At 68.1% G+C, this 26,452-nt stretch carries 28 protein-coding genes; 14 read left to right on the top strand and 14 right to left on the bottom strand.

Annotated elements, in window-relative coordinates; translation table 11 throughout:
* Positions 1-747 (bottom strand): esterase family protein, encoded by a 747-nt coding sequence (locus tag ACIA12_RS34065; protein WP_396371389.1) that lies wholly within the window; start codon positions 745-747, stop codon positions 1-3.
* Positions 728-1,789: an alpha/beta hydrolase gene (locus tag ACIA12_RS34060; protein ID WP_396371387.1), complete on the bottom strand. Its 1,062-nt coding sequence runs from the start codon at positions 1,787-1,789 to the stop codon at positions 728-730. Before ACIA12_RS34060 ends, ACIA12_RS34065 begins: the two co-directional genes overlap by 20 nt.
* A 110-nt stretch (positions 1,790-1,899) precedes the next feature.
* Here ACIA12_RS34060 and ACIA12_RS34055 point away from each other — a divergent pair, with 110 nt between their 5' ends.
* Together ACIA12_RS34055 and ACIA12_RS34050 are read left to right on the top strand one after the other, a co-directional pair.
* Positions 1,900-2,073, top strand: a complete 174-nt coding sequence (locus tag ACIA12_RS34055; RefSeq protein WP_396371386.1) for a hypothetical protein — start codon at positions 1,900-1,902, stop codon at positions 2,071-2,073.
* Positions 2,074-2,092: 19 nt separating this feature from the next.
* Positions 2,093-2,434 (top strand): MmcQ/YjbR family DNA-binding protein, encoded by a 342-nt coding sequence (locus tag ACIA12_RS34050; protein WP_396371385.1) that lies wholly within the window; start codon positions 2,093-2,095, stop codon positions 2,432-2,434.
* Between the two features lie 270 nt (positions 2,435-2,704).
* Here ACIA12_RS34050 and ACIA12_RS34045 read toward each other — a convergent pair whose 3' ends face one another.
* Both ACIA12_RS34045 and ACIA12_RS34040 read right to left on the bottom strand, forming a co-directional pair.
* Positions 2,705-3,442: a response regulator gene (locus ACIA12_RS34045; RefSeq protein WP_396371593.1), complete on the bottom strand. Its 738-nt coding sequence runs from the start codon at positions 3,440-3,442 to the stop codon at positions 2,705-2,707.
* The gene (locus tag ACIA12_RS34040; protein ID WP_396371384.1) at positions 3,439-4,779 is read right to left on the bottom strand and encodes a sensor histidine kinase; all 1,341 of its coding nucleotides are present in this window, start codon (positions 4,777-4,779) and stop codon (positions 3,439-3,441) included. Before ACIA12_RS34040 ends, ACIA12_RS34045 begins: the two co-directional genes overlap by 4 nt.
* Positions 4,780-4,954: 175 nt before the next feature.
* On the opposite strand from ACIA12_RS34040, the gene ACIA12_RS34035 reads away from it, so the two are divergent.
* Together ACIA12_RS34035 and ACIA12_RS34030 are read left to right on the top strand one after the other, a co-directional pair.
* Positions 4,955-5,650 carry a M15 family metallopeptidase gene (locus tag ACIA12_RS34035; RefSeq protein WP_396371383.1) on the top strand — a complete coding sequence of 232 codons (696 nt, stop codon included), beginning with the start codon at positions 4,955-4,957 and terminating at the stop codon, positions 5,648-5,650.
* 26 nt (positions 5,651-5,676) lie between these two features.
* Positions 5,677-6,048 (top strand): hypothetical protein, encoded by a 372-nt coding sequence (locus ACIA12_RS34030; protein WP_396371382.1) that lies wholly within the window; start codon positions 5,677-5,679, stop codon positions 6,046-6,048.
* Positions 6,049-6,197: 149 nt separating this feature from the next.
* On the opposite strand, the gene ACIA12_RS34025 is transcribed toward ACIA12_RS34030, so the two are convergent.
* Positions 6,198-6,584, bottom strand: coding sequence for a pilus assembly protein CpaE (locus tag ACIA12_RS34025; protein WP_396371381.1), 387 nt, complete (start codon positions 6,582-6,584; stop codon positions 6,198-6,200).
* A 77-nt stretch (positions 6,585-6,661) separates the two neighbouring features.
* Positions 6,662-7,369, bottom strand: coding sequence for a hypothetical protein (locus ACIA12_RS34020; RefSeq protein ID WP_396371380.1), 708 nt, complete (start codon positions 7,367-7,369; stop codon positions 6,662-6,664).
* A gap of 134 nt (positions 7,370-7,503) precedes the next feature.
* Between ACIA12_RS34020 and ACIA12_RS34015 the strand changes: the two genes are divergently transcribed.
* From ACIA12_RS34015 to ACIA12_RS34005, 3 genes are all read left to right on the top strand, one after another.
* Entirely contained in the window at positions 7,504-8,517 is a 1,014-nt protein-coding gene (locus ACIA12_RS34015; protein ID WP_396371379.1) for an ornithine cyclodeaminase family protein, read from the top strand.
* A 1-nt stretch (position 8,518) separates the two neighbouring features.
* Positions 8,519-10,132, top strand: a complete 1,614-nt coding sequence (locus tag ACIA12_RS34010; RefSeq protein ID WP_396371378.1) for an aromatic amino acid lyase — start codon at positions 8,519-8,521, stop codon at positions 10,130-10,132.
* An 85-nt stretch (positions 10,133-10,217) separates the two neighbouring features.
* A complete protein-coding gene (locus ACIA12_RS34005; protein WP_396371377.1) occupies positions 10,218-11,006 on the top strand; it encodes a YsnF/AvaK domain-containing protein in 789 nt (262 codons plus the stop codon).
* A 54-nt stretch (positions 11,007-11,060) separates the two neighbouring features.
* Here the strand turns inward: ACIA12_RS34005 and ACIA12_RS34000 are convergent, their stop codons facing one another.
* Genes ACIA12_RS34000 through ACIA12_RS33975 form a run of 6 tightly spaced genes read right to left on the bottom strand, consistent with a single transcriptional unit; the run spans position 11,061 to position 17,101 of the window.
* A complete protein-coding gene (locus tag ACIA12_RS34000; protein WP_396371376.1) occupies positions 11,061-11,828 on the bottom strand; it encodes a polysaccharide lyase family 7 protein in 768 nt (255 codons plus the stop codon).
* Positions 11,829-11,874: 46 nt separating this feature from the next.
* Positions 11,875-12,837 (bottom strand): D-2-hydroxyacid dehydrogenase, encoded by a 963-nt coding sequence (locus ACIA12_RS33995; RefSeq protein WP_396371375.1) that lies wholly within the window; start codon positions 12,835-12,837, stop codon positions 11,875-11,877.
* Positions 12,834-13,823 carry a hydroxyacid dehydrogenase gene (locus tag ACIA12_RS33990; RefSeq protein WP_396371374.1) on the bottom strand — a complete coding sequence of 330 codons (990 nt, stop codon included), beginning with the start codon at positions 13,821-13,823 and terminating at the stop codon, positions 12,834-12,836. The genes ACIA12_RS33995 and ACIA12_RS33990 overlap by 4 nt, the downstream gene beginning before the upstream one ends.
* Complete coding sequence (locus ACIA12_RS33985; protein ID WP_396371373.1) at positions 13,823-14,953, bottom strand: hypothetical protein; 1,131 nt, start codon at positions 14,951-14,953, stop codon at positions 13,823-13,825. The genes ACIA12_RS33990 and ACIA12_RS33985 overlap by 1 nt, the downstream gene beginning before the upstream one ends.
* A gap of 7 nt (positions 14,954-14,960) precedes the next feature.
* On the bottom strand, positions 14,961-16,226 hold the full coding sequence (locus ACIA12_RS33980) for a glucarate dehydratase family protein (protein WP_396371372.1): 1,266 nt from the start codon (positions 16,224-16,226) through the stop codon (positions 14,961-14,963).
* Entirely contained in the window at positions 16,223-17,101 is an 879-nt protein-coding gene (locus tag ACIA12_RS33975) for a 5-dehydro-4-deoxyglucarate dehydratase (RefSeq protein WP_396371371.1), read from the bottom strand. Before ACIA12_RS33975 ends, ACIA12_RS33980 begins: the two co-directional genes overlap by 4 nt.
* Before the next feature lie 158 nt (positions 17,102-17,259).
* Here ACIA12_RS33975 and ACIA12_RS33970 point away from each other — a divergent pair, with 158 nt between their 5' ends.
* The 5 genes from ACIA12_RS33970 to ACIA12_RS33950 all read left to right on the top strand — a co-directional run bounded on the left by ACIA12_RS33970 (position 17,260) and on the right by ACIA12_RS33950 (position 21,394).
* Positions 17,260-18,273 carry a LacI family DNA-binding transcriptional regulator gene (locus ACIA12_RS33970; RefSeq protein ID WP_396371369.1) on the top strand — a complete coding sequence of 338 codons (1,014 nt, stop codon included), beginning with the start codon at positions 17,260-17,262 and terminating at the stop codon, positions 18,271-18,273.
* Positions 18,274-18,277: 4 nt separating this feature from the next.
* Positions 18,278-19,387 (top strand): hypothetical protein, encoded by a 1,110-nt coding sequence (locus tag ACIA12_RS33965; protein ID WP_396371368.1) that lies wholly within the window; start codon positions 18,278-18,280, stop codon positions 19,385-19,387.
* Positions 19,388-20,014, top strand: coding sequence for an FMN-binding negative transcriptional regulator (locus tag ACIA12_RS33960; protein ID WP_396371367.1), 627 nt, complete (start codon positions 19,388-19,390; stop codon positions 20,012-20,014).
* 150 nt (positions 20,015-20,164) lie between these two features.
* Entirely contained in the window at positions 20,165-20,803 is a 639-nt protein-coding gene (locus tag ACIA12_RS33955) for a hypothetical protein (RefSeq protein WP_396371366.1), read from the top strand.
* 33 nt (positions 20,804-20,836) lie between these two features.
* Positions 20,837-21,394, top strand: a complete 558-nt coding sequence (locus tag ACIA12_RS33950) for a dihydrofolate reductase family protein (RefSeq protein WP_396371365.1) — start codon at positions 20,837-20,839, stop codon at positions 21,392-21,394.
* 8 nt (positions 21,395-21,402) lie between these two features.
* Here ACIA12_RS33950 and ACIA12_RS33945 read toward each other — a convergent pair whose 3' ends face one another.
* A complete protein-coding gene (locus ACIA12_RS33945) occupies positions 21,403-22,554 on the bottom strand; it encodes an NAD(P)/FAD-dependent oxidoreductase (protein WP_396371364.1) in 1,152 nt (383 codons plus the stop codon).
* Positions 22,551-24,095, bottom strand: a complete 1,545-nt coding sequence (locus ACIA12_RS33940) for an aldehyde dehydrogenase family protein (RefSeq protein WP_396371363.1) — start codon at positions 24,093-24,095, stop codon at positions 22,551-22,553. The genes ACIA12_RS33945 and ACIA12_RS33940 overlap by 4 nt, the downstream gene beginning before the upstream one ends.
* Positions 24,096-25,153: 1,058 nt before the next feature.
* Here ACIA12_RS33940 and ACIA12_RS33935 point away from each other — a divergent pair.
* Positions 25,154-25,732 carry a hypothetical protein gene (locus ACIA12_RS33935; RefSeq protein ID WP_396371362.1) on the top strand — a complete coding sequence of 193 codons (579 nt, stop codon included), beginning with the start codon at positions 25,154-25,156 and terminating at the stop codon, positions 25,730-25,732.
* Between the two features lie 72 nt (positions 25,733-25,804).
* The gene (locus ACIA12_RS33930; RefSeq protein ID WP_396371360.1) at positions 25,805-26,293 is read left to right on the top strand and encodes a DUF1992 domain-containing protein; all 489 of its coding nucleotides are present in this window, start codon (positions 25,805-25,807) and stop codon (positions 26,291-26,293) included.
* The last annotated feature ends 159 nt before the right edge of the window (positions 26,294-26,452 follow it).

Raw genomic sequence — 26,452 nt, 5'->3', positions numbered from 1 at the left:
TTAGACGAATCGGGGCAGGTGGTGGGCTAGTTGTTTGCGCCACCAGGGCCAGTCGTGGGCTACGTCGTGTCCCCAGAGGTCCAGCTCATGGGGGATGCCTTTGGCGGCCAGTACTTCGGCAGTGGCGCGCGCGGACGGCAGCGAACCGGTCGGGTGCGTCTCCCAGTCGCCCTGGCCGACCGTGAGCACCAGGAACAGCCGCTGGCGCAACCACTCGAGGTGGTCGCCCTCCAGGTTGGGCAGGTAGTCGGCCGGGTTGTTGAAGTACGTAGCGTCGCCGCGCTCGCCCCAGGCGTGCCAGCTGGCCGCGTCGTAGTTGCCCGACTGGCAGATCGCGATCGGGAACAGGTCGGCCCGCTTGACCGCGAAGTTGAGCGCATGGAAGGCCCCGAGGCTGCAGCCGGTGGTGATGATGTCCGACGCACCAGGGGTGTCACTACCGATCGCCGGTACGACGTGATCGAGGATCCACGACTCGTAGAGCCCATGCCGCCGCGCCCGCTCCTCCAGCGGGATGCTGCGATCGGACCAACTCACGTGGTCGTAGGAGTCGACGCAGTACAGCTTGACCCGGCCGGCCTCGACCAGGTCGGCCACTGCCCCGACCATCCCGTTGTTCTCGTAGTCCCAGGCCCGCCCCTGCTCACTGGGGAACACCAGCACCGGGCGGCCATAGTGCCCGTAACGGATCAGCGTGCCGGGCCGGTCCAGGCCCGGCGCATCCAGCTCAACCTGCTCTCGCTCCATCAGCCTCACTCCAGGTGCGCTTCAGTAGATCCGTCAGACAGGGATCTAGCACATCACGCCAGGCTGTGAAGTTGTGCATGTCCGGCGTTTCGTCGAAGGCTACGCGCAGACCGAGCTTGGTGAGGTGGGCCGCCATCACCCGGTTGTTGTGCACATTCTCCTCCGGCGTACCGGCGGTGATGGCGATGGCTGGGTCGCTCGGGAAAGAGGTGGCCGCCAGCACCGAGTTCACGAAGCCGGTGACCTCGGTGTAGTACTCGAACCGGGACTCCTGTGGGTCGGTGTCGAGGGTGAAGAAGGAGCCGGACTGGAGGAAGAGGCCGGCGAAGGTGCCTGGGTGGTGCCATTCGGCGTGGAGGGCGGCCAGGGCGCCGAGGCTTGCGCCCATCAGTACCGGCTTCTTGCTCCGGTACGCCGAAGTGACCGCCGGCAGCACGTGCTGAGTGAGAGCTTCGGCGTACGACGGGTTGGCCGCGTACCAGAGGTTGCGTGAACCCGGCCGGATCAGCGCGAGACGCAACGGTGGCAGCGTGCCGTCGGCAATCATGGCGCCGACGTAGTGGGTCAGCCCGGCGTACGCGGCGAACTCGGGCCCGTCGTGGGCCAGCAGCAGCGGTAGTTCGAAGCCCGGCGCGATGCCATCCGGCGACCAGACCGTCACGTCGATCGGGCCGACCGGAGTCGGGTCGGCAGTCAGCGGAGTCAGGGTCGACGCGATCGGCTCGATCGTGATCCAGTCCGGCTCGACGTACCCGGGCAGCGGCAGCCAGGAGTGCTCGCCGAACGCGCCGCCGACGACCCGGGGGTTGGTCGGGTCGGTCCGCATCCCGCTGCCGGCGATGTCGAACAGGTACTCCATCCGGTGCACCGAGGGGCGCGGCAGCCGCAGTTCCCAGCCGTAGTCGACCGGCTTGAACTCGAGCTGCTCGGCGGCCAGGCCGAGCTCTTCCCACAACCGGACACCGGTGAACGCATGCTCGGAGTCACCAAGGCGGAACACCACCTCAGCACCTTCGACCGCACTCACGATTGCTTCGGGCATCAGACCACGGTACGGCCTCCCGGCGCCGGAATCGTCCGGCATGGGCAGCTGACAGGCCCGATACCGGCACCTCACCGCCATTGTGCACGCTGAGCGGAGGCAGGAAAGTGATGCTGACAACATCTGCTGTGGAGGAGCCACTCGCCTGCCGTGGCACCGGTCCGGACGCTCACTACGCGACCGCTGTGTGGCTGCGCGGCGCGTACGCCGATCTCGGCTGGACCGTCGAGGACGCCGTGGTGGAGGGCGACCTGCTCGCCCTCCGCAAGGCCCGCCGCGCCTGAGCCCGGTAAAGTCGAGCCCGTGGTGGATCTGGAGGACATCCGGGCGGTGACCGAGGGGTTGCCGCGCAGCTACGAGGTGATCGTCCGCGACCGGATCAAGTTCCGGGTCGGGCAGATCGTCTACCTCGCGCTGTCGCGGGACGAGAAGACGATGGGGATCGGGTTCCCCAAAGAGGAACGGGCGGCGGCGATCGCGGCGTACCCGGAGAAGTTCCTGCCGCCCAGCAAGGCCGACGAGCGGTACAAGTGGATCGAGGTCAACCTCGCCGCGCTCGACGAGGAGGAGCTGCGCGAACTGGTGCTGGAGGCCTGGCGGATGTGCGTGCCCAAGAAGGTGGCGGCCGAGTACTTCGGCGAGTGACCATACAGGGGCCTACGGCAACAATGTGGATCGGTTGTCATCCCTGGGGATGATTCCGGGGCTGCCAAGGGGCGACTTGGGTCACGTCCGAACCGTTCCCGGGGAGGATGGAAACCGCCGCTTTCCCCGGCAGGCTTGACGGTATGACCGGGGACTTCTTGCCACAACGCCGCCAGGCGTCAGTACTTGCTCAACTGCTCACCATCGTCGTGCTGATCGCCGCCGCCCTCGGCGCCTGGCTCCTGCTGAGCTGACGCCGGCAAGAGCACCTCAGCCCTCCCAGCGGACCTCGGCCTCGCCCGGGCGGACCACGCCGGCCTCGTAGGCCACGACGACCGCCTGGACCCGGCTCGACAGGCCGAGCTTGGACAGGACGCTGCTGACGTGGGTCTTCACCGTGGTCTCGCTGACGAAGAGCTTCGCCGCCAGATCGCGGTTGGACAGCCCGCGCGCCATCCAGACCAGGATCTCCCGCTCGCGCTCACTCAACTGCGCGAGCGGCCCGGTCCACCGCCCCGCAGCAGCCGGCGCCGACTCAGCAGTCCCACTGCCGACCTGCCGCTCCAGCTCCACACACCGCTCGAGCAGCACCCGCGTCGACGCCGGATCGACCAACGAGTCGCCTCGATGCACCGCCCGCACCGCCGATACCAGCAGATCCGGATCGGTGTCCTTGAGCAGGAACCCCGAAGCACCAGCCCGTACTGCGCTCAGCACGTACGCCTCGTCGTCGAAGGTCGTCAGCACCAGGACGGCGGGCCGATTACGGCCGGACTCCTTCGCGGCCTTGGTGATCCGCTCGGTCGCCTCCAGCCCGTCCATCACCGGCATCCGGATGTCCATCAGCACGACGTCGGGGTCGTGCTGCGCGATCATCCGGATCGCCTCCTCGCCGTCACCGGCCTGCGCGACCGTGGTCAGGTCCGGCTCGTGGTCGAGGATCATCGCCAGGCCCATCCGGATCACGCCCTGGTCGTCGGCGACCAGGATCCTGATCTTCTCCGTCACCTCTGCGGCGGCAACCATGCCTGCACTCTCCATCCACCCAGTGGTCCGGCGGCGACGGTCAGTGTGCCGCCGCTCGCGTGCGCGCGCTCGCGCATTCCGATCAGTCCGTTGCCGCGGCCGCTCTCCTGCCGGCGGGCGGTCTCCAGCACGTTCACCGGCGGTGGTCCGCCGCTCCCGTTGTCGTCGATGGTGAGCAACTCACCCTGCGGTCCACTCTGCCAGCTCACATGCGCGGCAGTGGCCTTCGCATGCACCATCACATTCGTCAGCGCTTCCTGAATGATCCGTACCGCGGTCAGGTCGGTGGCTGAGGTGAGTTGCCGGCTGCGGGTCGGCAGTTGCATCGTCACGTCGATGCCGACGGCCTTGAGTCGGTCGCCCATGCGTGCAACGTCGGCCAGGTCGGGTACCGGCGCGGTCAACGCGCTCGCGCCGGGGGCAGCCGTGTTCAGTACTCGCACGGTCTCCCGCATCGCGGTCAGCGCTTCACGGCCGCTGGCAGCGATCCAGCGCACGGCTTCCCGTAGTACCTCGGGCTTCTGGTCGGCCACGCGGTCGGCCGCTTGCGCACGGATCACCACGGCGCTCATGTGGTGCGAGACGACGTCGTGCAGGTCGCGGGCGATCCGGGTCCGCTCGGCCGCTGCTGCCCGCTCGGCCTCGATGGCCTGGAGCCGGACCAGAGCCGTGTTGCGCTGCTCCAGTACGAGCAGGCTCTTGCGTCGGCGCAGCGCATTGGCGCCGAGCAGGACCATGCCACAGATCAGCGCTTCGGCGAAGACGAACAGGGACAGGTCGATGTAGCCGTAGAGGCTGTACGGGTCCCGGGGGAGGTTCGCGTAGCGCTCGCCGTACCGGTAGACGCTCGGCGGGGCGTGGCTCATCACGATCGCGACGACCGCCGGCAGGCCGATCATCAGCGCCGCCAGGCTGCCCATGGTGAAGAACAGACAGGTGAACCGCCGTACTCCGCTCGCTGCCGCGAGATACCCGACCACCAGCAGCGGGGCGAGGTGAAGCTCGGACTGCAGCGCGGCGTCGCTGATCGCGGGCGCCCGGAGGATGCTGAGCCCGATCTGCTCGGCCAGCCCGGTCTCCGCCGCCGCGTAGACGAGTGGATAGCAGATCGACACGATCAGCAGCGTCATCCGCGGCACCATCCGGGCGATCGCGATCGTCATCACCAGGAACATCCCGGTGACCACCGAGACACTCGGATTCTTCGGCCGCAGATCGCTGCTGTTGATCACAGCGAGTCCCCCGAACCAGACAACGCCGACCACCGCGGCCAGCAGAATGTCCTGCTGCCACGCGGCAAGTCTTCGCCATGAGGTCACTTGCAGAGCGTAGTCGCGGGCGACAATTTTCGGCTCCTGCGCCAGGAGGGGTGGTTTTCTCCAACTTTTGGATGAGACCGGGCGTCGGACCTGATACCCAGGTCCGACTTAAGGCCTTCCGAGACGGTCCCTGGGACCGATGTGGCGAACCCGCCGACCCGAGAGGCTGTACCCCATGACCAACGACTCGCCGCCGCGTCGCCCGTTCACGGTGCGTGCCCGGTTGCTGTCTGTCACCGGGGTGGTCGTCGTCGGTTCGCTGCTGATCTGGCACGCCCAGGTGATCGACCTGCTGTCCTTCGACTCCAGCGGCGACAAGCAGCCGGTGGTCGCGAGCGGACCCAACGGTTCGCCACCGCCGCCGGCCCCCAAGCCGGTGCGGAAGACCTCCGCGCCGATCGAGACGCCGACGGCGGAGTCCAAGCCGAAGAAGACGCCGTCGCCCGAGGCCACCAAGTCGACCGGCAAGAAGAAGTACTCCGAGGAGAGCATCGAGGGCCTGGCCCCGGTGCTGCGCGGCCGGCTGCGCAAGGCGATGGCCGACGCGCACGCCGCCGGAATCCCGATGCGGATCAACTCCGGCCGCCGCAGCGCCGCCAAGCAGCAGCGGCTGTTCGACGAGGCCATCAAGAAATACGGCTCGTACAAGGCGGCCACCCGCTGGGTGCTGCCGCCGGACAAGTCGGAACACGTGCAGGGCCGGGCGGTCGACATCGCCCCGCAGTCGGCGATGGCCTGGCTGGAGCGGGTCGGCTGGAAGTACGGGATCTGCCGCATCTACGACAACGAGCCCTGGCACTTCGAGGCACTGCGGTCGCCGGGCAAGACGTGCCCTCCACTCCAAGACAGCTCACCCGCCGAGCGCGGCTGACCACCACCGAATCAGGAGCGCAACTGATGACGATGACCTATGCACTGCCGATCACCCGGCGAGCCAACCGCAGCCGCCACACCGTACCGGCGCTGTGGCGTCAGGTGGTCCGGGGTGCCGCGAAGGACGAGCAGGTCGAGCCGGACCGGTCCGCGCACACCCAGCTGGAGATCTACGAGGGCGTACTGACCGCGTTCGAGCGGCGGACCGAGGTGCTGCGGACGATCGAGGGCGCATCCGACCGGCTGACCGCCGCGTTCCGGGTCCGTCAGCTGCTCGGCGTCAGCCAGCTCCAGGCGACCGCGATCCTCGAGCTGCAGGCGCAGGGCTTCAGCATCGCCGCGCGCGACCGGGTCGCCCACCGCGCGGCCGAGCTGCGGGCGGCACTGGCCCGCTGAGACTTTCCTCCCAGGTAGTACCCAAGTAAACGCAATTACTGAAAGGAGGGGGTTGTGCCACCGGCCACGGCCGGCCAGGTACGGGCGCTGCTGAGGGGCCCCGCCCATACCTGGCCGGCCGTGCACCGTTGTGGCGCAGCCCCCTCCGGTTAGCCGTTCAGGAGGGCCAGTAGCGCTTCGGCGTACGCCTGCTCGGCATCCTCGGACGGGTAGCGGCCATCGGTCAGTACGACCGCATAACCACCCGGTACCGCCTCCAGCCGCTGGAAATGCGGGCCGAGCAACGCGCGCAGCTGCTCCTCGCGTGGCAGCCAGATCACCTCGCGCTGCTCGATGCTGTCGAGCGCCCACTCGGTCGTCCCGTTGAAGCCGATGACCTTGCCGCCGGGGTAGTCGTGCACCTCGACGGTCATGTCGCTGACGACGAACACGTCGTCGTCCATCTCCCGGTCCGGTACGACGAACCGGTCGCCGGCGCCGGGCACCCACATCGCCCCGGCCTTCCGCAACCTCCGCGCCTGCTCAACCGTGATCACGCTTCCATCGTCTCTCCGGACGGCAAGGGATCAAATGCCCGTGTCACCAGCCGGACCGCGCGGGCGACTGCAGGGCGTCAGTGGACGGACCGCCAGTACTGCTTCTTGTCCCGGTCGCGGACCACATATCCGAGCTTGCCGAGTTCCTGCCGGAGCTCCCGCAGGTCGGCCTTGCCCTTGTCGCCCTGGTCGAACGCCTTCGACCGGGCCTTCAGCACCGCGTTCGCCGCCGGCGACAGATCCGGGTCGCCCTCGACCCAGCGGCGGAACTCGGCCTCGTGCGGATCACCCGCGTCCGACCACGGGTAGCCGTGAGCGCGGAAGGCCGCCTGGATCTTCGTCCTCGCGGCGGCGCCCAGCTCGTCGTGCTTCTCGCGGGCGAGCTCGGCCGACCGGCTGTCCTGCAGCACGATCTCCTTGCCGTCGAGGAAGACGAGCGCGACCTTCTCCCGCGGTACCCGGGTGGTCCGCTGGTTCTTCAGGAACTCGACCTCGGTGTTGCCGATCGTCGTCTTGAGCGTGTCCTCCAGCGCCATCGCCGCGAGCAGCACCCCACCGATCAGGCCGACCGCGAGGCAGATGGCGACCACCCACCAGCCGTCCCAGCGGGAGATGAGTTCCAGCGGCCCCTGGAACGGCACCCAATCCTGCTTCGCTCCCCAGTCGGCGATCCGGGGCAGGAAGAAGCCGAGTACCAGCCCGAGCAGCGGCAGGCCGCCGTACAGGAGGAGCTTGTCGGCCGCGGAGTGCCCGATCACCGTCTTGGTGGACGAATCCGTGCTCATCTCCCGCTCCGTTCCGGCCGCATGGCCCCGAAATTAGCAGCGCGCGAGCCTGGTGCGGGGTGACTTTGGTAGCCGGTTGACCGTTCCTTGGTCGTTTTCTGGCGGGCTCAGAGCCGGATGACACGATGCTGGACATGACTGATGGCATCTGGTTGCGGTTCCTGTCCGGTCCCGAGATCGACTCGCTCGGGCTCACCCGGCTGGAGATCGTGGACGCGGTCGAGGCGGCCGTGCGCGATCACGGTGAGGGCGAGACGAGCTTCGAGCCGCGGGTACACCTGATGCCGGACAACGGCGGGATCGGGCACTTCAACGTGTTGCGCGGGCATCTCAACCGGCTGGGTGAGCACGGCATCAGCGGGGTGAAGGTGGTCGGCGACTTCGTCCCGAACTACCAGGTCGGTCTGCCGAGCGAGCTGGCGATGGCGACGCTGTTCGATCCGACTACCGGCGTACCGCTGGCGGTGCTGGACGCGACGATGATCACGGCGGCGCGGACGGGGGCGATGACGACGGTGGGCGCGCGGTATCTGGCCCGGCGGGACAGCAAGGTGCTCGCGCATGCCGGCGCGCGCGGTACCGCGTGGTGGAACGTCACGATGCTCGACGACCTCTTCGACCTCGACGAGATCCGGGTGACGTCGCGGCGGCCGGAGTCGCGGGAGAAGTTCGCGGCTGAGCTGTCCGCGGAGTTGTCCACGCCGGTACGGGTCTTCGCGACCGCGGAGGAGGCGTTCGACGGCGCCGACGTGATCGTCGAGGCGACCCGGCTGATGGAGCCCGAGCCGTTGCTCCGTACGGCCGCCGTCCGACCCGGCGCCTTCGTCGTCCCCTACGGAACGGTCAGCGCCGTCGAGCTGGACCTTCTCGACGTGATGGACAAGGTGGTCGTCGACGACTGGCGCGAGGCCCAGTCCGGCCGCTTCGGCGCCCTGCGTCGGCATGTCGACACCGGCCGCCTGTCACCGCAGACCCTGTACGCCGAACTCGGCCAGATCGTCGCCGGCCAGAAACCCGGCCGCGAATCCGCCACCGAACGCACCCTCTTCTGGCACCGGGGCCTGTCCCTGCTGGACGTAGCCATCGCCCACCTGATCCTCCGCCGAGCCGAAGCCGCCGACGTCGGCACGATGCTGAGATTCCACTGACATGCTGATCAACTCCGCCGCAGACCTGGGCCCCGAGCAACTAACCTCTTCCGAGCCCCTGGAACTATCACCCGCCCTACTCGAACGCCTTCGCACAACCCGTCAGGCCGTCCTGTCATCCCTGGCCACCGGCGCCCCCGTCTACGGCGTCAACACCGGCATGGGCGCCCTGAGCAAAGTCCGCCTGTCAGACGCCGAACAACGCACCCACCAACACAACCTCCTCCTAGCCCGAGCCGCCGGCGGCGCCCCCTGGCTCCCACCCCTGGAAGCCCGAGCCGTGCTGGTCGCGCGCCTGAAAACCTTCCTGACCGGAGATGCCGGCGTCTCCCCTGAGCTATGCCTCCAACTGGTCGCCCTACTCAACAGCGGCCTAGTCCCCGCCATCCCCACCGGAGGAGCCGGCTCCGCCGGCGAAATCATCCCCCTAGCCCACGCCTCCGGCCCCCTGGTAGGCATCGGCTCCCTCCTATCCCCACCACCCACCACGTCCACACCACCCACTGAGTCCACCACTGCGGGGCCGCTCGCTGGGCTTACCGCGGCGGGGTCGCCCGCTGAACCGACCACCGAGGGGCCGCTCGCTAGCCCCACCACCGCTGTACCAACGGCTGGGCTCGCCCAGCCCGCGTCGCGCGTCGGCTCTTCACCTTCCGCCCATTCCGCGCGCAGCGCGGAATGGGCGGTTGTTTCGGCGGAAGGTGTCCTGCCGCCGTTTGAGCTTGGGCCGAAGGAAGGGATTTCTTTGCTGGCGGGGATTCCTGGGGCGACGGGCCGTGCGTGGTTGCAGGTGGGGATGGCTCGGCGGCTGGTGGAGAAGCTGACCTTGGTTGCATCCGGGGCGATTGCTGTGGTGGGGGCCAATCGGGATCCGTACAACGCCTTGTGTGGCAGGGGAGATGAGGTGTTGGCGGGGGAGTTGGAGCGGATACGGCACGCGGCTGGTGCTGAGGATGAGCCTCGGGGGTTGCAGGCGCCGGTTTCGTTTCGGGTGGTGGGGCCGGTTAACGCGCAGGTGCGGCGGGCGGTGGGAAGGCTGGAGGAGGCTGTTGAGCGGGCGTTCAGCGGCGTGACGGACTCACCGGCGTTCCTGGACGGGGAGTTTGTCGGTACTGCGGGATTCCACGGGATCGACCTGGCGGCGCATTGTGATCAGCTGGTGGCGGCGTTGGCGCATGCGGCTGAGGTGTCGACGGCTCGGATCCATCGGTTGCTGGATCCAGCGGTCACCGGGTTGCCGGCGCAGTTGGCCGCCGAGCCGGGTCCGCAAGCCGGGTTGGTGACCGTGCACAAGAGGGCCGTTGCTACTAGCCACTACCTTCGCAGGCTGGCGATGCCGTCGGCTGTCGGCGCGATGGAGACGTCCAACGGGCAGGAGGACGTGCAGAGCTTCAGTTGGGAGGCTGTCGGCGTACTGGGTGAGGCGATCCGGCTGACGCGCGAGGTGGTGGCGTGCGAGCTGCTCGCGGTACACCAGGCGTTTGCTTTGTCTGAACGCCCTGTCCCAGAAGGGTTACAAGGACTTCTCGATGAGGTTGCGGACGTGGTACCGCCGATCGTCGCCGACCGCCCGTTCGGGGTGGATCTGGCGCGGTTGCTCGAATACATCGTCTGACTACTCCTCGTTTGCTGATCGTCGCTCCGGGTACCCGGCCGAAGAAGGCAGTTGCCGAAGACAACGAGAACGGGGATGGTTTCCGATGAGCACCACGCAGGAGCTGGAACGGGCGATGGGCCAGGACGTGTACGACGTCGAGGGCCACAAGGTCGGTACGGCGTCCCACCTCTACGCCTCCGACGTGTCCGGGGCGCCGGAGTGGGTGACGGTGAAGACCGGACTGTTTGGCAGCAAGGAATCCTTCGTCCCGTTGACGGGTGCGCGAGCCGAGCGGGACGGGTTGCATGTCGGCGCGCACAAGGACGTGATCAAGGACGCGCCGCGGATCGACGACAACGGTCATCTCTCCGAGGCGGAGGCCGCCGAGCTCTACCGCCACTACAACCTGCCTGTCGGTACGCCGGGCATGGGTCAGCCGGGCATGGGCCGGCCGGGCATGGATGGTCAGCCGGCGAAGCATGCCCAGGGCAAGAAGGGCAAGGATGCCGCGCAGGGTATGGCTGGTCAGGAGTCGATGGTTCGGTCCGAGGAGCAGTTGCGGGCTGGTACCGAGACGGTCGAGACGGGCCGGGTGCGGTTGCAGAAGCACGTGGTGACGGAGGAGCAGCAGGTGACCGTCCCGGTCAGCCACGAAGAGGTCCGTGTCGTCCGTGAGCCGGTCGCCGGTACGGACCCCGGCACCGGCAAGATCCAGGAAGACGAGCGCGAGGTGGTCCTCCACGAGGAACGCCCGGTCGTCGCCAAGGAGACGGTCGCCGTCGAACGCGTCGGCCTGGAAACCGAGACGATCCGCGACGAAGCCACGGTCAAGGACACCGTCCGCAAGGAACGGATCGACGTGGATGACACCACGAAGCCCCACAAGCACTGACAAGAACAAAACCCCCAGCGCCGCAGCACCCTCCAGGTGCTGCGGCGCGTCGCGCTAGCTGTGGCTGACTGAGAGGTTGTAGATGGTGGTTTGGCCGTAGTTGGTGGTGTTGCAGGGGGTGGAGTTGTCGCAGTTGGCTTGGGTGTAGACGCCGGCCTTGAAGTAGCCGGTGGTGAAGCTGACCGGGATGGTGGTTTGCAGGACGCCGTTGTAGTACGCCTCGATCGAGCCGTTGCTGACGACGAATTTCGCCTGGAAGCGGGTGCCCAGGACGTAGTTGCTGGTCACCAGCTTGTAGTGGGTGTCGTTGTCGCGGGTGATGTAGAGCGCCTTGCCGTCGAGACGGAAGGTGGAGCGGTCGTTGCCGTCGTGGATCTGGCCGGCGACCACCTGCGGCTTGGTGTTCGGCAGGTGGTTGATCGCCTGGTCGATCACCATCGTGTGGGTGCCGACGTTCGACGACCAGATGGCCTCGGTGGTGCCGTCGGCCTTCATCTCGCGCAGCTCGGACCGCGCGTAGGTGGTGTTCGGCGTCTTCACACCGTTCACCGCGTTGCGGAACTGCACGCCGTCACACGACGACGTCGGCTTGAACCACGGCGACAGCACATAAGTGTTGAGCCGAGGCCGGGTCACCTGCAGGATCTGGGTGCCGGACTGCGCCGGGTCGTCGATCGGCAGCTGGACCTTCCACCGGGTGAGGTCCAGAACCTGCGCCGGATAAGTACAAGCAGCCGGTACTGCGGACGCGCCGCCGGCAGTCAGCAGGGCAGCGCTCGCGACAACCGTGGACAAAAGAGCAAGGGGGCGGATACCACGCATGGTCGAACTCCTTCGGGGGCGGAAGTACAGCTATCTGGTGTTCCTCTCAGAACCACTTCGACTTGTCGACGACATTGATCAAGGGATCACCGGCAACGAAACGCCGGGCGTTCTCCAGCAGTACGGCGAACCGCCGCTCCGCCTCATGCGGCCCGACTCCGGCGACATGGGGAGTGATCAGTACTTCGGGACGCCGCCACAACCGATGCCCCGCCGGCAACGGCTCGGTCTCGAACACGTCGAGTGCCGCCCCGCGCAACCGCCCGGCCGACAGCGCCGCGTCGAGCGCGTCCAGGACAACCGTCGGCCCGCGACCCACATTGACGAAGAACGCCGACGCCTTCAGCAGCTTGAGCCGCCGCGCGTCGATCATCCCTTCGGTGTCCGGTGTGTGCGGCACGGTCAGGATCACCAGGTCGGCACCAGGCAACTGCTCATCCAATGCCTCAACCGGCAGCACCTCGGCAAATCCAGGCCGCTCACCGGCCCGCACATCGATCCCCGTCACCCGAGTCCCGAACGCATGCAGTAGCCGCCCGATCTCGGAGCCCAGAGCACCCACTCCCACAACCAGAGCCGTAGCGTCCGACAAGGAGACGATCGCCTCAGGATCCCAGTCGGGATTCCACGCCGCAGTCTGCTGATCGCGGACATAGCGCGGCAACCCCCGACACAACGCCAGTACCAAGGCAAGAGTGTGCGTCGCGACATGGTCGGTGTAGGTGTCGCGCATGTTGGTGACGACAACTGGATGCGCAACGAGCTCCGGATAGTAGAAACCAGGCGGCGGCCCAGCCTGCTGCGCCTGCAACCACCGCAGCCGAGTGGTTGCCGCCAGCAACTCAACCGGCAGTACGCCGTACGCCGCGTCAGCCAACTCCAACGCGGCCGCAGCATCTTCCGCAGTCGGTCGCAACACAGTCAGCCCGGGCACCAGCGACATCAGCCGCTCCGCCCAGTCCGCAGTACTGTCCCGCTGCGGCGGTACCATCACCAAGGTTGGGCTCATGCGGACTTCGCCTGCCCCGACTCGAAGATCTCGTGCTCCAACGGCTCACCCGCGACATAGTGAGCCAGCTCCGACGCCATCAACTGCCCTTGTCGCCGGCGCTCGAGATTCAGCGTGCCGGCCAGGTGAGGCGTCACCACGATGTTCGCCGCCGAGAACAACGGCGACCCCGGCAACGGCGGCTCCGGATCTGTCACATCGAGCACTGCGAACAGATCCATCCGCTCCCGCAACACGTTGACCAACGCATCCTCGTCGATCAGCGCTCCCCGCGCGGTGTTGATCAACGTCGCCTCGTGTTTCATCGACGACAGCAACCTGGTACTGACGACCTTGCGCGTCTCGTCCAGCACCGGCGCATGCAAGGAGACCACATCGGAGGTCGCGAACAACTCGTCCAACGAGACCAGTCGCACACCCAGTGCCGAGGCGACGGCCGGGTCGATGTACGGGTCATGAGCCTGCAGTACAAGGTCATGCCGAGCGAGGAGCCGGGCAGTCGCCTGTCCAGTCGCGCCCAGCGACATCAGCCCGACCACCGATCCCGCTGCACCCGGTTCATTCGTGGCTCTAGGCAAAGATTGGGCGCCGAACCGCGCTCCCAGCACATACCGCCATCCATGCTTCAACGCGTAGAGCACCTGAGCCAGCGTGAACTCGGCGACCGATGCGGCGATGACGGAGTTGGCCGTCGTCACTCGCACCCCGCGCGCCCATGACGACGGTGTGACGATCGACCGGACGGACCCCGCGCCGTACAGGACCAGCGCCAACCGCGGCGCGGACTCGAGCAACTCGGGCGTGAGCCGCGGCCCGCCCCATGCCGTCACGAGAACGTCGACGTCGGCCAGCAGCGCCGGCGTCAGTTCGGCCGGCGTGAGTGGCGGTGCGGTGATCCGGAGATTCTTCTCGATCGCGGCGCGTTCCTGGTCGCCGTACACGTCGGGAAAGCGGTCGAGGTCCATCACGTAGAGGCCGTTGAGCATCAGGACACCTCCTGGACGGCGGCCCGGATCGCCGCCTGGCGAGCGGGCGATGCGAGCCCGGCATGGTAGTACCGGAGCTCCGACGCACCCGCCGCGACGAGTCGGGCCGCAAGCGCGGGCAACTCCGACGGCCGCTCACCGAGAGCGTTGACATTGGCAACCAACGGTACGCCGGTACGCCCCGCAGCAGCCTTCACCCGAGCAATGGCAGCCTCGTCATCGTCCCAGCACTTCAACACGAAACCCGCCGCCTCGACTCCGGTCAGGTCGACGCCGACATCCGGCCCGGTCACCTGTGGATCATCCGTTGCCATTAGCAACAACTCGCCCGACCCCGCCAACCCAGCAGCCTCACGCACCAGCCCGGTGATCACCGACTGCCGATGCCGATAGATCTCAGCAGCCCGCGAGGCGCCGAGCGCATCGGCCAGATTCGACCCTGCATAAATCCCCTCCTGCAGCTCGCGATCCACAACCGACCTGATGTCCACCGCAAGCTCTGGTACGTCCAGCGTCAAAAGAGCCGCACAAGCGGAGCAGAGACAAATCGAGAGGAGATCGCGCGCGCAGGCGGAGAGGTCCGCACCCGAGGTCTTCTCATGCTGACTCGCATGCTCGAACCCGAGCCACCCACAAGCCTCCAACACCAGCGCCGGTACGTCGTACTGCTCGCAGATCTCCTGCACGAGCGTCAACGCGTAGTCGTGCACAGCAGGCTGAGCCGGGCAGAGCGCATAGCTGAACACCTCGTCGTAGGCGTTCCGCACAGCGAGCGAAGGATTCGAACGCCCGAGCACCGACGAGTGCGTCAGCACCACCCAGGCCTCGGTTCGGAGCCCTGCGGCGGAGAGCGCGGCGGACGCAGTACCGAAGCGGTCTTCGTCGTCGACTCCCCAGGTGGGTGCCAGCGGGCGCAAGCCGCGCCAGCGTGATGGCCGGATCCGGAAGTACGCCGCCGCGTGGTCGGCGTGCACGACCCGATGCGCCGGATGCCAGGCCGTCGTCGCGCGCACCGAATGATAGGCAGCCTGCAGAGTCACCGTGTCGATGCCGAGATCGGCGAAGCGGGCGGCCGCCGAAGGATCGCCGACCAGATCCCACGTGTAGGCGAAGGCTCCATGCCTCACCATCGCGGGCCTACCATCTCGGAATGGCCGGGTCCCAATCCGGCTGGATCGCCCGCATCGGCGTGACGTCGTCGCGGGTGTCGAAACCACACTCCTTGTACTGCTCCGCGAGCCGGGCCAGCGAATCGAGATCCAGCTCGACGCCCAGACCCGGTCCGGCCGGCACCTTCACCGCGCCGTCGGCGAAGTCCAGCACCCCGGGCACGACGATGTCTTCCACCAGGTACGGGTAATGCGTGTCGCAGTCGTAGGTCAGCTCGGGCGTCGCGCCGGCCAGGTGGGTCATCGCGGCGAGGCTGATGCCGAGGTGCGAGTTCGAGTGCATCGACAGGCCGATGCCGAAGGTCCGGCAGATCGCGGCCAGCTCACGCGACCGGCGCAGCCCACCCCAGAAGTGGTGGTCGGACAGGATCACCTGAACGGCGTCGACGCGGATCGACGGCGGCAGATGACTGAACGCGGTCACGGCCATGTTCGTGGCCAGTGGCATCGAAACCTCGCGCGCCACCGCTGCCATCCCATCGATCGTGGCGGTCGGGTCTTCCAGATACTCCAGCACTCCATCGAGTTTCTTGCCGACGGCAACACTGGTCTCAACGGTCCAGCCTGCGTTCGGATCGAGCCGCAGCGGATGATCCGGGAATGCCGCGCGCAGGGCGAGAACGACCTCGACTTCGTCGAACGGCGGAAGTACGCCACCCTTGAGCTTCAGCGACTTGAAGCCGTACTCCGAGACCAGCCGGCGAGCCTGGGCGACGATGCCGTCGGCATCCATCGCCTCCCCCCAACTGTCCGGCTCGTAGTCCGGCGGCGGGGTGTGCGTGACGGGCTTGAAGAACAAGTAGCCGCTGTACGGGACGACCTCGCGCACGTTGCCGCCGAGCAACTCGACGAGCGGCCGGCCGAGTGCCTTGCCCTGCAAGTCCCAGCAGGGGATCTCGAAGGCCGACAGCACCGTCGCGAGCGTCTTCTCGTCACTCGCTTCGCCGACCAGCCCGTGGTTCGCCAGCCCGGCGGTCGAACCGAGCGTCTCGCCGATGATCCGCTCCAGCCCGTTGAGGTCGAAGGGGTCGAGCCCGGTCAGTCGGGGCGCAACCTGGCGCAGCTTGGTCAGTACCGCCAGATCGCCGTAGGTCTCACCGAGTCCGGTCAGACCTTCGTCGGTCCGGACCTGGAGGATCGAGCGCAGCGCGTACGGCTGGTGCAGACCCTGGATGTTGCGCAGCGGCGGGTCTTTCATCGCGATGGGGGTGATGACTACCTCGGTGATCTTCACGCGACTGCCTGCTTCCGGACGAGATTCAAGCCTTCGTTCACGAGATGATCCAACTCTTCGAGATGCTCCGGAAGTGGATCGGTGAGCGGCGAGCGGACCGAGCCCACATCGGTCCAGCGCCTCCGCACGGCGGCCTTGACCAGCGAAACGGCGTACCCGGCGCCTTTGTCCCGGAGTTTTACCAAGGGGAGATAGAAGGCCGGAAGCAACTCGTCGAGGCCGGCCTCGTACGCGTGGGCGATCTCCGGGGCGAAGCAGTGCACGGCCGACGAGTAGGCCTTGACGCCGATCGCGGCGTACGAGCGGGCGGTCACCTCAGCGGTGGGGAGTCCGTTGAAATAGGTCAGGTTCGGCGCGGCGGCGATGATCCGCTGGAGCAAGTCGAGGTCTCCGAAGCCGTCCTTGAAGCCGATCACGCCGGGAATCCGGGCCAGCTCGGCAGCGCTGTCCGCGGTGAAGATCGCGTTGTCGCGCTGGTAGGCGATCAACGGCAGACCGGCCGTCGCGGCGAGGCCGCGGAAGTGGTCGAGCAGGCCTTGCTGTGACGGCTTGATCAGGTACGGCGGCAGGACGAGCAGGCCGTCCGCGCCTGCCTCGCGGGCAGCAGCGGCGTACTGCTTGGCCATCGCCGTGCCATAGCCGGTGCCGGCGAAGACGGGGAGGGCACCGGCCGCCTCGTCGACGGCAGCGCGGACCGCGGCGGCGTACTCGTCGAGGGTGAGCGAGAAGAACTCACCGGTCCCACAGGCCGCGAAGATTGCGGCGGGTCCTGCGTCGATCTGATGCCGCAGGTGCTCGCGGTAGGCGCCGAGTGCCAGCGCTCCGTCGGCGTCGAACGCGGTGACGGGGAACGACGAGAGTCGGTCGAGCTGCATGGGAAGCCTCTCGGTAAGCGTTTGCCATCGGAGATTAGTCCGGCTCCGGTGTGCTGGCAAGGGTTCGCCTGAAAGCGGTTTCAGAACCCGCGCTTGCGGAACACCTCTTCCTGCGCGACGCTGTGCAAGCGTTTTCTCAACTGCTTGAGGAGGGATGCGTGCAGAACCGCCCGGGCCGGTCCCCGCGAATCACTATCAGCGACGTCAGTACGGCGGCCAAGGTGTCGGCCGCGACCGTCTCGCGCGTCCTGAACGGCACCGCCAAGGTCGACCCGCAGCTCGTCGACCGGGTGCACGACGCCGTCCGCGAGCTCGGTTACCGCCCGAACGCCGCCGCGCAAGGCCTTGCCCGCGGCGAGTGGGGCACCATCGGCGTCCTCGTGCCGGACCTCGCCAACCCGTACTTCCCTGAGGTGCTCAAAGCGGTCTCGGCCGTAGCCCGCGCGCACGGTCGCCGGATGATGGTGATGGAGTCCGACGAGGATCCCGCGCTGGAGTACGAGCTGGTCGAGGACCTGATGCGTTGCTGCGACGGCGTCCTGCTCGCCTCGCCACGAATGCCGCGTGCCGAGCTGGTCGATCTCCTGGGGCGCGATCACCCGATGGTGCTGTTCAACCGGGTGGTCGCCGGGGCGCGGGTGCCCTCCATCTCGGTCGACTTCACCGGCGGGATGACCCAGGTCTGTGGACATCTCGCGCAGCTCGGGCACCGGCGGGCGGCGTACCTGGGCGGACCGCCGGCCTCATGGGGAAACGACGAACGTGTCCGCGCCTTCGAGGCGGCCCGGGCGTTCGGGCTCGAGGTGACGGTCGTCGAGTGCGGTGGCTCCACCAGCCAGGCCGGGTACGACGCTGTCGCGGCGGTACTCGAATCGGATGCGACCGCGGTGCTGGCCTACAACGATCTCGTCGCGCTGGGGGCGATCGCGCGGCTGCGCGAGCTGGGCGTCGGCGTACCGGATGAGCTGTCGGTGATCGGGTTCGACGACATCTCGCTGGATCGGGTCGCGCACTCCGATCTGACCACGGTGTCGGTATCACGTGACGAGCTCGGGCGACGGGCCGGCGAGATGCTCGAACGGCTGCTCGTCAACGACTACAGCGACGAACCGTTGTACCTGCCGATGACGCTCCAAGTTCGCGACACGAGCGGTCCGCCCGCCGTACGGTAGGCGCATGAACTCGCTGCCGCCGCCGGAGGCTGTGCCCTTCCCGCCCGCCGAGGCGACCGGGGAGGCGTTGCCGGCCGAGCCGCTGCCCGCGCCCGAGAGCGAGGCGGTCGACGAAGGACTGCCCGCGCTGGTGTCCGTACCGACAGACGGCACCGGTGAGTCGTCGGCCGCGCGGTATCCCGATCTCTACCAGGCGGCCACCAATGGGCCGGCGACCTTCCGGCATCTCGTCCAGGCGCATCAGCTGGCGGCGTCGACCGAGCAGTTGGCCTGCGACGCGGGTAACTGGTTGATCCCGGCGCTGTCGCAGAAGTTCAGCGAGGTGCACGGCGGGATCGAGAAGGAGTACTACTGCAGCGCCGTGGTCGGCGGTTGCCTGCTGGCCAAGGATCGCGCGGTCTACTCGATCCTCAACTCGCCGCCGCCCGAGCTGGTCGATTCGGAGATCGCTTGCAAGGTGGTCGCGAAGGAAGCGCTCTACGGCCTGCAGGGCAAGGGCGTCGTCCAGCAACTCGAGGAGGCGACGGATCACGCGTACTCCGGCCTGACGCGGGTGATGGTCGCGGCCGACCTGGTCGCCGGTGGCGGGACTCCCGAGGAGATCACGGCGTCGATCGCGGCCGCCAAGAACGAGGTTCTGGTGGTGAAGGCGCGGGTCGAGGTGCTGCTGCAGCGGCAGGCGCGGCTCGAGTACTTCCAGGGCGTGCTCGGCGGGATCGTACCGACGTTCGTGCTGGTGATCCTGTTCGGACTGGCCGCTGATGCCTGGTGGCGCAGCTCTCTGGTGCCGTCGGCGCTGGTCGCGGCGATCGCGATGTCGGCGCTGGGGGCGACGATCAGTGTGATCCAGCGGATGTCCAAGGGGTCGCTGGTGATCGACCACAGCTCGTCGCGGTGGCAGCGGACGATGCTCGGCGCGTTCCGGCCGGGGGTGGGTGCGATCTTCGGTTCGCTGGCCTACTTCACCTTGCTGGCTGGTGCATTGGCGGGTGGGGCGACGGTGAGCACTCCGGGTTCGGTGGCGGTCTTCGGGCTGACGGGGTTTGCGGCCGGCTTCAGCGAGCGGTTCGCCACCGACATGCTCGATCAGGCCAGCAAGTTGATTGCCAAGTAGATGTACGTTCCCAAGCGCTTCGCGGCGGACGAGTCCGTAGTACGGGATCTGCTGGTGGGTCACGGGGCCGGCGACCTGGTCACCAGTACGGCCGACGGCCTGCTCGCGACGCTGTTGCCGTTCATCTACGACCCTTCGGTCGGCGAGCAGGGCGCGTTGCTCGGGCATCTCGCGCGGAACAACCCGCAGTGGAAGACGCCGGTACTCGGGGAGGCGCTGGCCATCATCACCGGGCCGGACGCGTACATCTCGCCGTCGGCGTATGCGTCGAAGCAGGAGCATGGGCGGGTCGTACCGACCTGGAACTACGTGATAGCCCATGTCTATGGCGAGCTGGTGATTCATGACGATCCGGCCTGGCTGGACGGGCTTGTGCGGCGGTTGACCGGGAAGCATGAGGCTCAGTTCACCGAGCAGTGGTCGGTGGATGACGCGCCGGAGGCCTATGTGGCCGGGCAGTTGCGCGCGATCGTCGGTGTCGAGCTGGTGATCAGCCGGATCGAGGCGAAGGCGAAGCTCAGCCAGAACCGGTCCGGCGCGGACATCGACGGGGTGGTCGAGTCGCTCGAGGCCCGCGGTGACCTGGCGTCGGCCGAGGCGGTTCGCGCGGCGAAGTTGGAGAAATGAAGGCGACACGCCGATCGGGTAGTAGCTTGTCGGCGGGTTGTGTCGTTGGGGAGACGTACGGGCGCAGGCGGATCGCGGACCGGGCTGTTGGTAGGGCCTGGAGATCGTCTAGCCTGGGGCGGGTTTTCAGTCGGCGACGTGGAGGATTGCGTGAAGCGGTTCGTAGTACCGCCGAACTGGCCGACGCCGCCCCGCCGCAGCTGGATGCCACCGAAGACGTGGCGACCCGACCCGTCCTGGCCGGCCGCGCCCGACGACTGGAAGTTCTGGGTCGACGGCAAGGGCAACGCGGTGCGCGGGCCTGTCGGCCGGTATGGCGGTCCCTCGCAGCGGGTGGTGGCGCTGGGCTCTGTCGGGCTGGTGTTGTTCCTGGCGGTCAACTTCTGGGCGTTGTCGGCGATCGGTTTGTTCGACGGTGGACCGTCGGACTCGCAGGCGCTGCCGCCGGTCGACGATCGCGTGACGCCGACGCCGGTGATACCGACGACCCCGCCGAGGACGACGACCACCGCCGAGACGTCCGCGCCGCCGCCGGTCGTGAAGACGACCCGGCCGCCGACCACCCCGACGCCGACCAAGACGAAGACGACGAAGAAGCGTCAGCGCGAGAACAGCGAAACCACGCCGACGAAGCCGCCGACCACCAAACCGACGACGGCCAGGCCGACCCGCACCCCCTCGACCCGGCGCCCCACCCGCGAAGAGATCATCCAGGCATACTGCGCCGCCCAGGGCTACGACCCCGCCTGGTGCAACCCAGAAAACTGGCCAGACTCCGACGGCCCCTGAGCTACTGCGGCGTGGGCCGGTGAGGAGGTTGTGATGCGGGAACTGACGGTCGACATGTTCAGCACGCTGGACGGATTCGGCGGCGGTGGGCCGCAGTCGGCGCCGTACTGGGGCTATGGCGGGCCGGGGCTGGATGCGTGGATCGAGCGGCAGCTCGCTGTCGAGCACGTCATGGTGATGGGCGCGACGACGTACCGGACGATGGCCGAGGTCGTCCAGCAGGACGACGACCCGAGCTTCGCGCGGATGGCCGAGTTGCCCAAGCTGGTCTTCTCCAAGACCCTGACCCCGCCGTTGAGCTGGCCGAACACCACGGTGGTCAGCGAGCCGATCGAGACGGCCGTTCCCGCGCTGAAGGCGCTCGACGACCTGCCGATGCGGACGATCGGCAGCGCCACCTTGATCCGCAGTCTCTTCGAGCACGACCTGGTCGATCGTGTTCGGGTGATGGTCTTTCCCACCCTCCACGGCCGCACCGGCGAGGGCCCCGTCTTCGCCGGCCTTCCCGACGTGACGCTCGACCTGGTCGGCACCGAGACCATCGACGATCGCCTGGTCCTGCTCGACTACCGCGTCGGCGAGCGGCTCTAGCCCGACGATCAGACGATGTTCTGCTCGGCGCGCAGGCCTGAGGTCTGGAAGCGGTCGGCGTCGAGCGGGGAGATGTCGACGAAGGGTTCGCGGGTGAGGTACAGGTCCCGGAGGATCTCGCCGATCGCCGGACCCTGCAGGAAGCCGTGGCCGGAGAAGCCGGTCGCGTAGAGGAAGCGGCTGACGGTCGGGGACTCGCCGATCAGGGCGTTGTGGTCGGGGGTGTTCTCGTAGAGGCCTGCCCAGCCGCTGGCCAGCCCCACATCCAATAGCGATGGTGCTCTTTGTTCCATGGCAGCGGTCAGTCGGGGGAGCCAGGCGTCGGAGCGGGCGAGGTGGAAGCCAGGTTCTTCTTCGGGGTCGGACATGCCGACCAGCAACCCCGGGCCTTCGCCGTGGAAGTAGAAGGTGCTGCTGAAGTCGATGGTCATCGGCATCTCGCGCGGCAGGCCGGGAATCGCTTCTGTCACGACGATCTGACGACGCAACGGCGTCACCGGCAGGTCGACGCCGACCATCGCGGCGAGCGGCGCGGACCAGGCGCCGGCCGCGCAGATGACGGTCGAGGTGGCGACCGTTCCGCGGCTCGTCCGGACTGCCCGGATCTCGTTGCCAACGGCATCTATCTCGGTGACTTCGCAGCCGGTGACGAGCTTCGCGCCCAGCTTGCGGGCGGCTGTGGCGTAGCCGAGGACGACGGACTCCGGCGTACAGTGCCCGTCGTTGGGTGAGAAGCAGGCGGCGACCAGGCCGTCGGGCGAGAGGATCGGCGCGATCCGGACCGCCTCGGCGACGTCGAGCATCCGGGTCGGCTGGCCGGCCGCGTTCTGCAGCCGGGTGCTCTCCTCGAACAGCTCGACCTGCTCGTCGGTCGACAGCAGGAACAGGTAGCCGACGCGGTGCAGGTCGATCTCCTGCCCAGGGCGCTCGCCGAACCGGGCGAACGCCTCCAGGCTGCGCGCGCCGAGCGCGATGTTCAGCTCGTCGGAGAAGTTCGCCCGGATGCCACCGGCCGCCTTGGAGGTCGAGCCCGAACCGAGCTCGTTCTGCTCCAGCAGCAGGACATCGCGGACGCCGGCCTCGGCGAGGTGGAAGGCGATACTCGTGCCCATCACCCCGCCGCCGACGATCACCACCTCGGCGCTGGTGGGCAGGTTCATGGCAGCCGGAAGTCTTCGTCCGCCTCGACCTCGACGGTGTCCATCTGGGCCTTCTGCAGCTTGCCCGAGTAGTCCCAGTTCATCGACTGCCAGCGGGTGAACTGGTCGAGCACCCAGACCCCGCTCTGCCGCGAACCGTTGCCCGACTTGCCGTTGCCACCGAACGGCAGGTGCGCCTCGGCGCCGGAGGTCGAGTTGTTGACGCTGACCATGCCCGCCGAGATACCTTGCGCGAAACGGAACGCCTTGTTCGGATCGGTGGTGTAGATCGAGCTCGACAGGCCGTACCCGGACTTGTTGCCCAGAGCAATCGCTTCGTCCAGGGTCCGGTACGTCGTGATGCCGACGATCGGCCCGAACGTCTCGTTCAGGAACAACTCGTCGTCCGGCTGGACCTTGTCGACGATCACCGGGTGGTAGAACAACCCCTTGGCGGGATCACCGACGAAGCCCTCGCGCGGGTTGTCCGCGCCGACCCGCCCGGTGGAGCCGATCACGGCGTGGTGGGCGCCGATCCAGCCGAGCGACTTCTCGAAGCCGGCCGCGAACTTCTCGTCCAGCAACGGCCCGAACAGCACGTCCTGGGTCGGGTCGCCCATCGCGGCCTCCCGCACGGCTTCAGCGAACCGGGAGACGAACTCGTCGTGCACCGACTCGTGCACGATCACCGTTCCCAGCGAGGTGCAGCGCTGACCCGCAGTACCGAAGCCGGAGAACAGCGCACCCTCGACGGCCAGGTCGAGCTCCGCGTCCTCGGTGATCACCATCGGGTTCTTGCCGCCGAGTTCGAGGCACGGCGTCTGCAGGTGGCGGCCGCACAGCTCGCCGATCCGGGTGCCGACCTCGCTCGACCCGGTGAAGCCGACCTTGTCGATCAGCCCGGCCTGCAACGACTGCTCCAACCCGGCGAAGGTGTCCGGCCCATCGGCGTACACGAGATTGAAGACCCCGGCCGGTACGCCGGAATGCGCGAAGATCTCGTAGAACGCCTCCGAGACGACCGCCGAGTACTCCGCCGGCTTCCAGACCACCGTGTTGCCGCACAGCAGCGCGGGCACGATGTACCAGGACGGGACCGCGACCGGGAAGTTGCCGGCCGAGATGACCGCGACCGCGCCGACCGGGCGGCGGAAGGTGAACAGCTGCTTGTCGGGCATCTCCGACGGTACGGTCTGGCCGTAGAGCCGGCGGCCCTCGCCGATGAAGAAGTCGCAGGTGTCGATGATCTCCTGCACCTCGCCCAGCGCCTCCGCGAGCGGCTTGCCGATCTCGCGGGTGACGAGCGCGGCGAGCCGCTCCTTGTTGGCGGTCATCAGGCGCCCGACATGCGCGATCACCTGCCCGCGCTGAGGAGCCGGCAGCGCCGCCCACCCCGCTTGCGCGTCCTTGGCTGCCCTCGCCGCCTTCACGAACACATCCGGCCCCGCAACCCCGATGGTCCCCACCACATCAGCGGTATCCGACGGATTCGTCGACGGCGCGGTCCGTACCGGCTCCTGCACCCGCTCCCCATTGACCACGGACAAAATGACAGACGACACAGGCAGATCCTCTCCTCAAACGCCTCGTTCCCCCACCCTCAGCCATCCCACCCCCCTTGCCAACCCCACCCCGCGCGCCCACCCCTCACCCCTCACCCCTCACCCCTCGCCCCGCCCCACCCCGCGCGCCCACCCCCCACCCCTCACCCCGCCCCACCCCTCACCCCGCCCCAGCCCGCGCGCCCACCCGCCGGCCCGCCCCACCCCGCGCCGCGCGACTTTGAGCACCCACCAGTCGTGCTTTCGCCATCCAAGCGACTGCTCCGTGCCCAAGGTCGCTCCATCTCGGTGCGCTCACCTCAGCGCGCCCACCTCGCGCGCCCACCCGCCGGCCCCGCCCCGCCCGGGCACCGCGCGACTTTGAGCACCCACCAGTCGTGCTTTCGCCACCCACGCGACTGCTCCGTGCCCAAGGTCGCTCCATCTCGGTGCGCTCACCTCAGCGCGCCCACCTCGCGCGCCCAGCTTCCCGGCCCCGCCCCGCCCGGGCGCCGCGCGACTTTGAGCGCCCACCAGTCGTGCTTTCGCCATCCACGCGACTGCTCCGTGCCCAAGGTCGCCCCACCTCGGTGCGCTCACCTCAGCGCGCCAACCTCGCGCGCCCACCCGCCGGCCCCGCCCCACCCCGCGCCGCGCGACTTTGAGCGCCCACCAGTCGTGCTTTCGCCATCCACGCGACTGCTCCGTGCCCAAGGTCGCTCCATCTCGGCACGCTCATCTCGGCACGCTCATCTCGGCACGCTCACCTCGGCACGCTCACCTCGGGGGCCCACCTCGGGGCGCCAACCTCGCGCGCCCGACTCAGCTGGCCGACTTTGGGCACGGCGTAGGCACGACTTCGGCGTTGGGGTGACTGATGGGTGCTCAAAGTCGCGCGGAGTTCAGCGGTGTGGCGACCTTGGGCACGGGGTGGTCGCGCTGCTGGGGGCGCGGTGGCTGGCGGGTGCTCAAAGTGGGCGGGGCTCGAAGTGGGCGGGTGAGGGGTGGGGGCTCAAAGTGGTGGGGTTGGGGTGGGTGGCGTGGGGGACTGGGTGGGGGTGGCGTGTGAGAGTGCTGGGGTGAGTTTGAGTGATGAGGAGATCGCGGGGATGTCGCCGGCGGAGCGGCGGGAGTTGATCCGGCGGTTGCTGCCTGAGTCGCCGTTGGGTCCGCAGCGGCGGATGCTTCAGCGGTTGCGCAAGTGGCGGCTGCTGCTCCTGGTGCTCTGCGTCGCGGTGCTGGTGCCGTGGACCGTGTACCTGGCCGTCACGCTGCCGAGCCGGTACGTCGCTCGGCACTGGGTCGCGACCTGGGTCGGGTTCGACATCCTGCTGATGGTGATGCTGACGGCGACCGCGATCGCGGGGTGGCGGCGTCGGCAGTTGGTGTTTCCGACGGCGTTCGCGTCCGGCGTACTGCTGATCTGCGACGCGTGGTTCGACGTGATGACGAGTCAGCCGGGCAACGACTTGCTGCAGGCGGTGCTCAGCGCGCTGCTCATCGAGTTGCCGCTCGCGATCGCGTTCATCGCCGGGCCGCTGCGGTTGATGCGGATCGTCGCCACCAGGCACGGGCTGGTCGAGCCGGGCACCCGGATGTGGCGGGTGCCGATCCCGTTGCCGGAGCTGTGGTCCGATCGCACCGTACCGAAGCAGTAGGCTTGTGAACGCAATCACAAGCCGGTAAACTCGGTCGTACAGCAACCACGTCGGAGTTGACTGGAGGCGTACATGACGCAGCGCAAGCCGCCCGGGATGAAGACCGAGGACTGGGTCGAGGCGCAGATCAAGCAGGCGCAGGCGCGGGGTGAGTTCGACGATCTGCCGGGTGAGGGCAAGCCGCTGGCCAAGCTGGCGGACCCGCACGATCCGGACTGGTGGGTGAAGGACTTCATCCGCCGCGAGAAGATCGAGACCGACGCGCTGCTGCCCCCGTCGGTACAGCTCCGCAAGGAGAAGCAGGCCCTGCAGGACAAGCTGTCGGTACTCCGTACGGAAGCCGAGGCCCGCGACTACCTCCAGGACCTCAACCGCCGAATCCTCATCCAGATCCGCGACGCCACCGGCGTGGTCGTCCCCGTCGGCCCGGTCGACGAAGAAGAGATGCTCGCCGAATGGCGCAAAGCCCACGAAGCCCGCCAAGCAGCCCGAGCCCGCCTTCGCGAATCCGAACCGCCCCCCGCGCCGAAGCGCAGCATCTGGCAACGCCTCTTCAGCTGACCCACACCCACCCCGCACCAGCGGTACACCCGGCACCAGCGTGCGGTGCTCGCCTTTCTCCATCCGCGTCGGGGCGCGCCCGCGCGGGGGGGGGGCGGGGGGGGGGGGGGGGGGGTTGTGGGGGGGGGGCCGGGGGGGTTTTTTTGTGAGGAGGGGGTT

Source organism: Kribbella sp. NPDC051620 (genome assembly GCF_044453825.1).
Taxonomy (GTDB): Bacteria; Actinomycetota; Actinomycetes; order Propionibacteriales; family Kribbellaceae; genus Kribbella.
The sequence above is the reverse complement of the archived record's forward strand: the minus strand, read 5'-3'. Positions and strand labels throughout refer to the sequence as shown.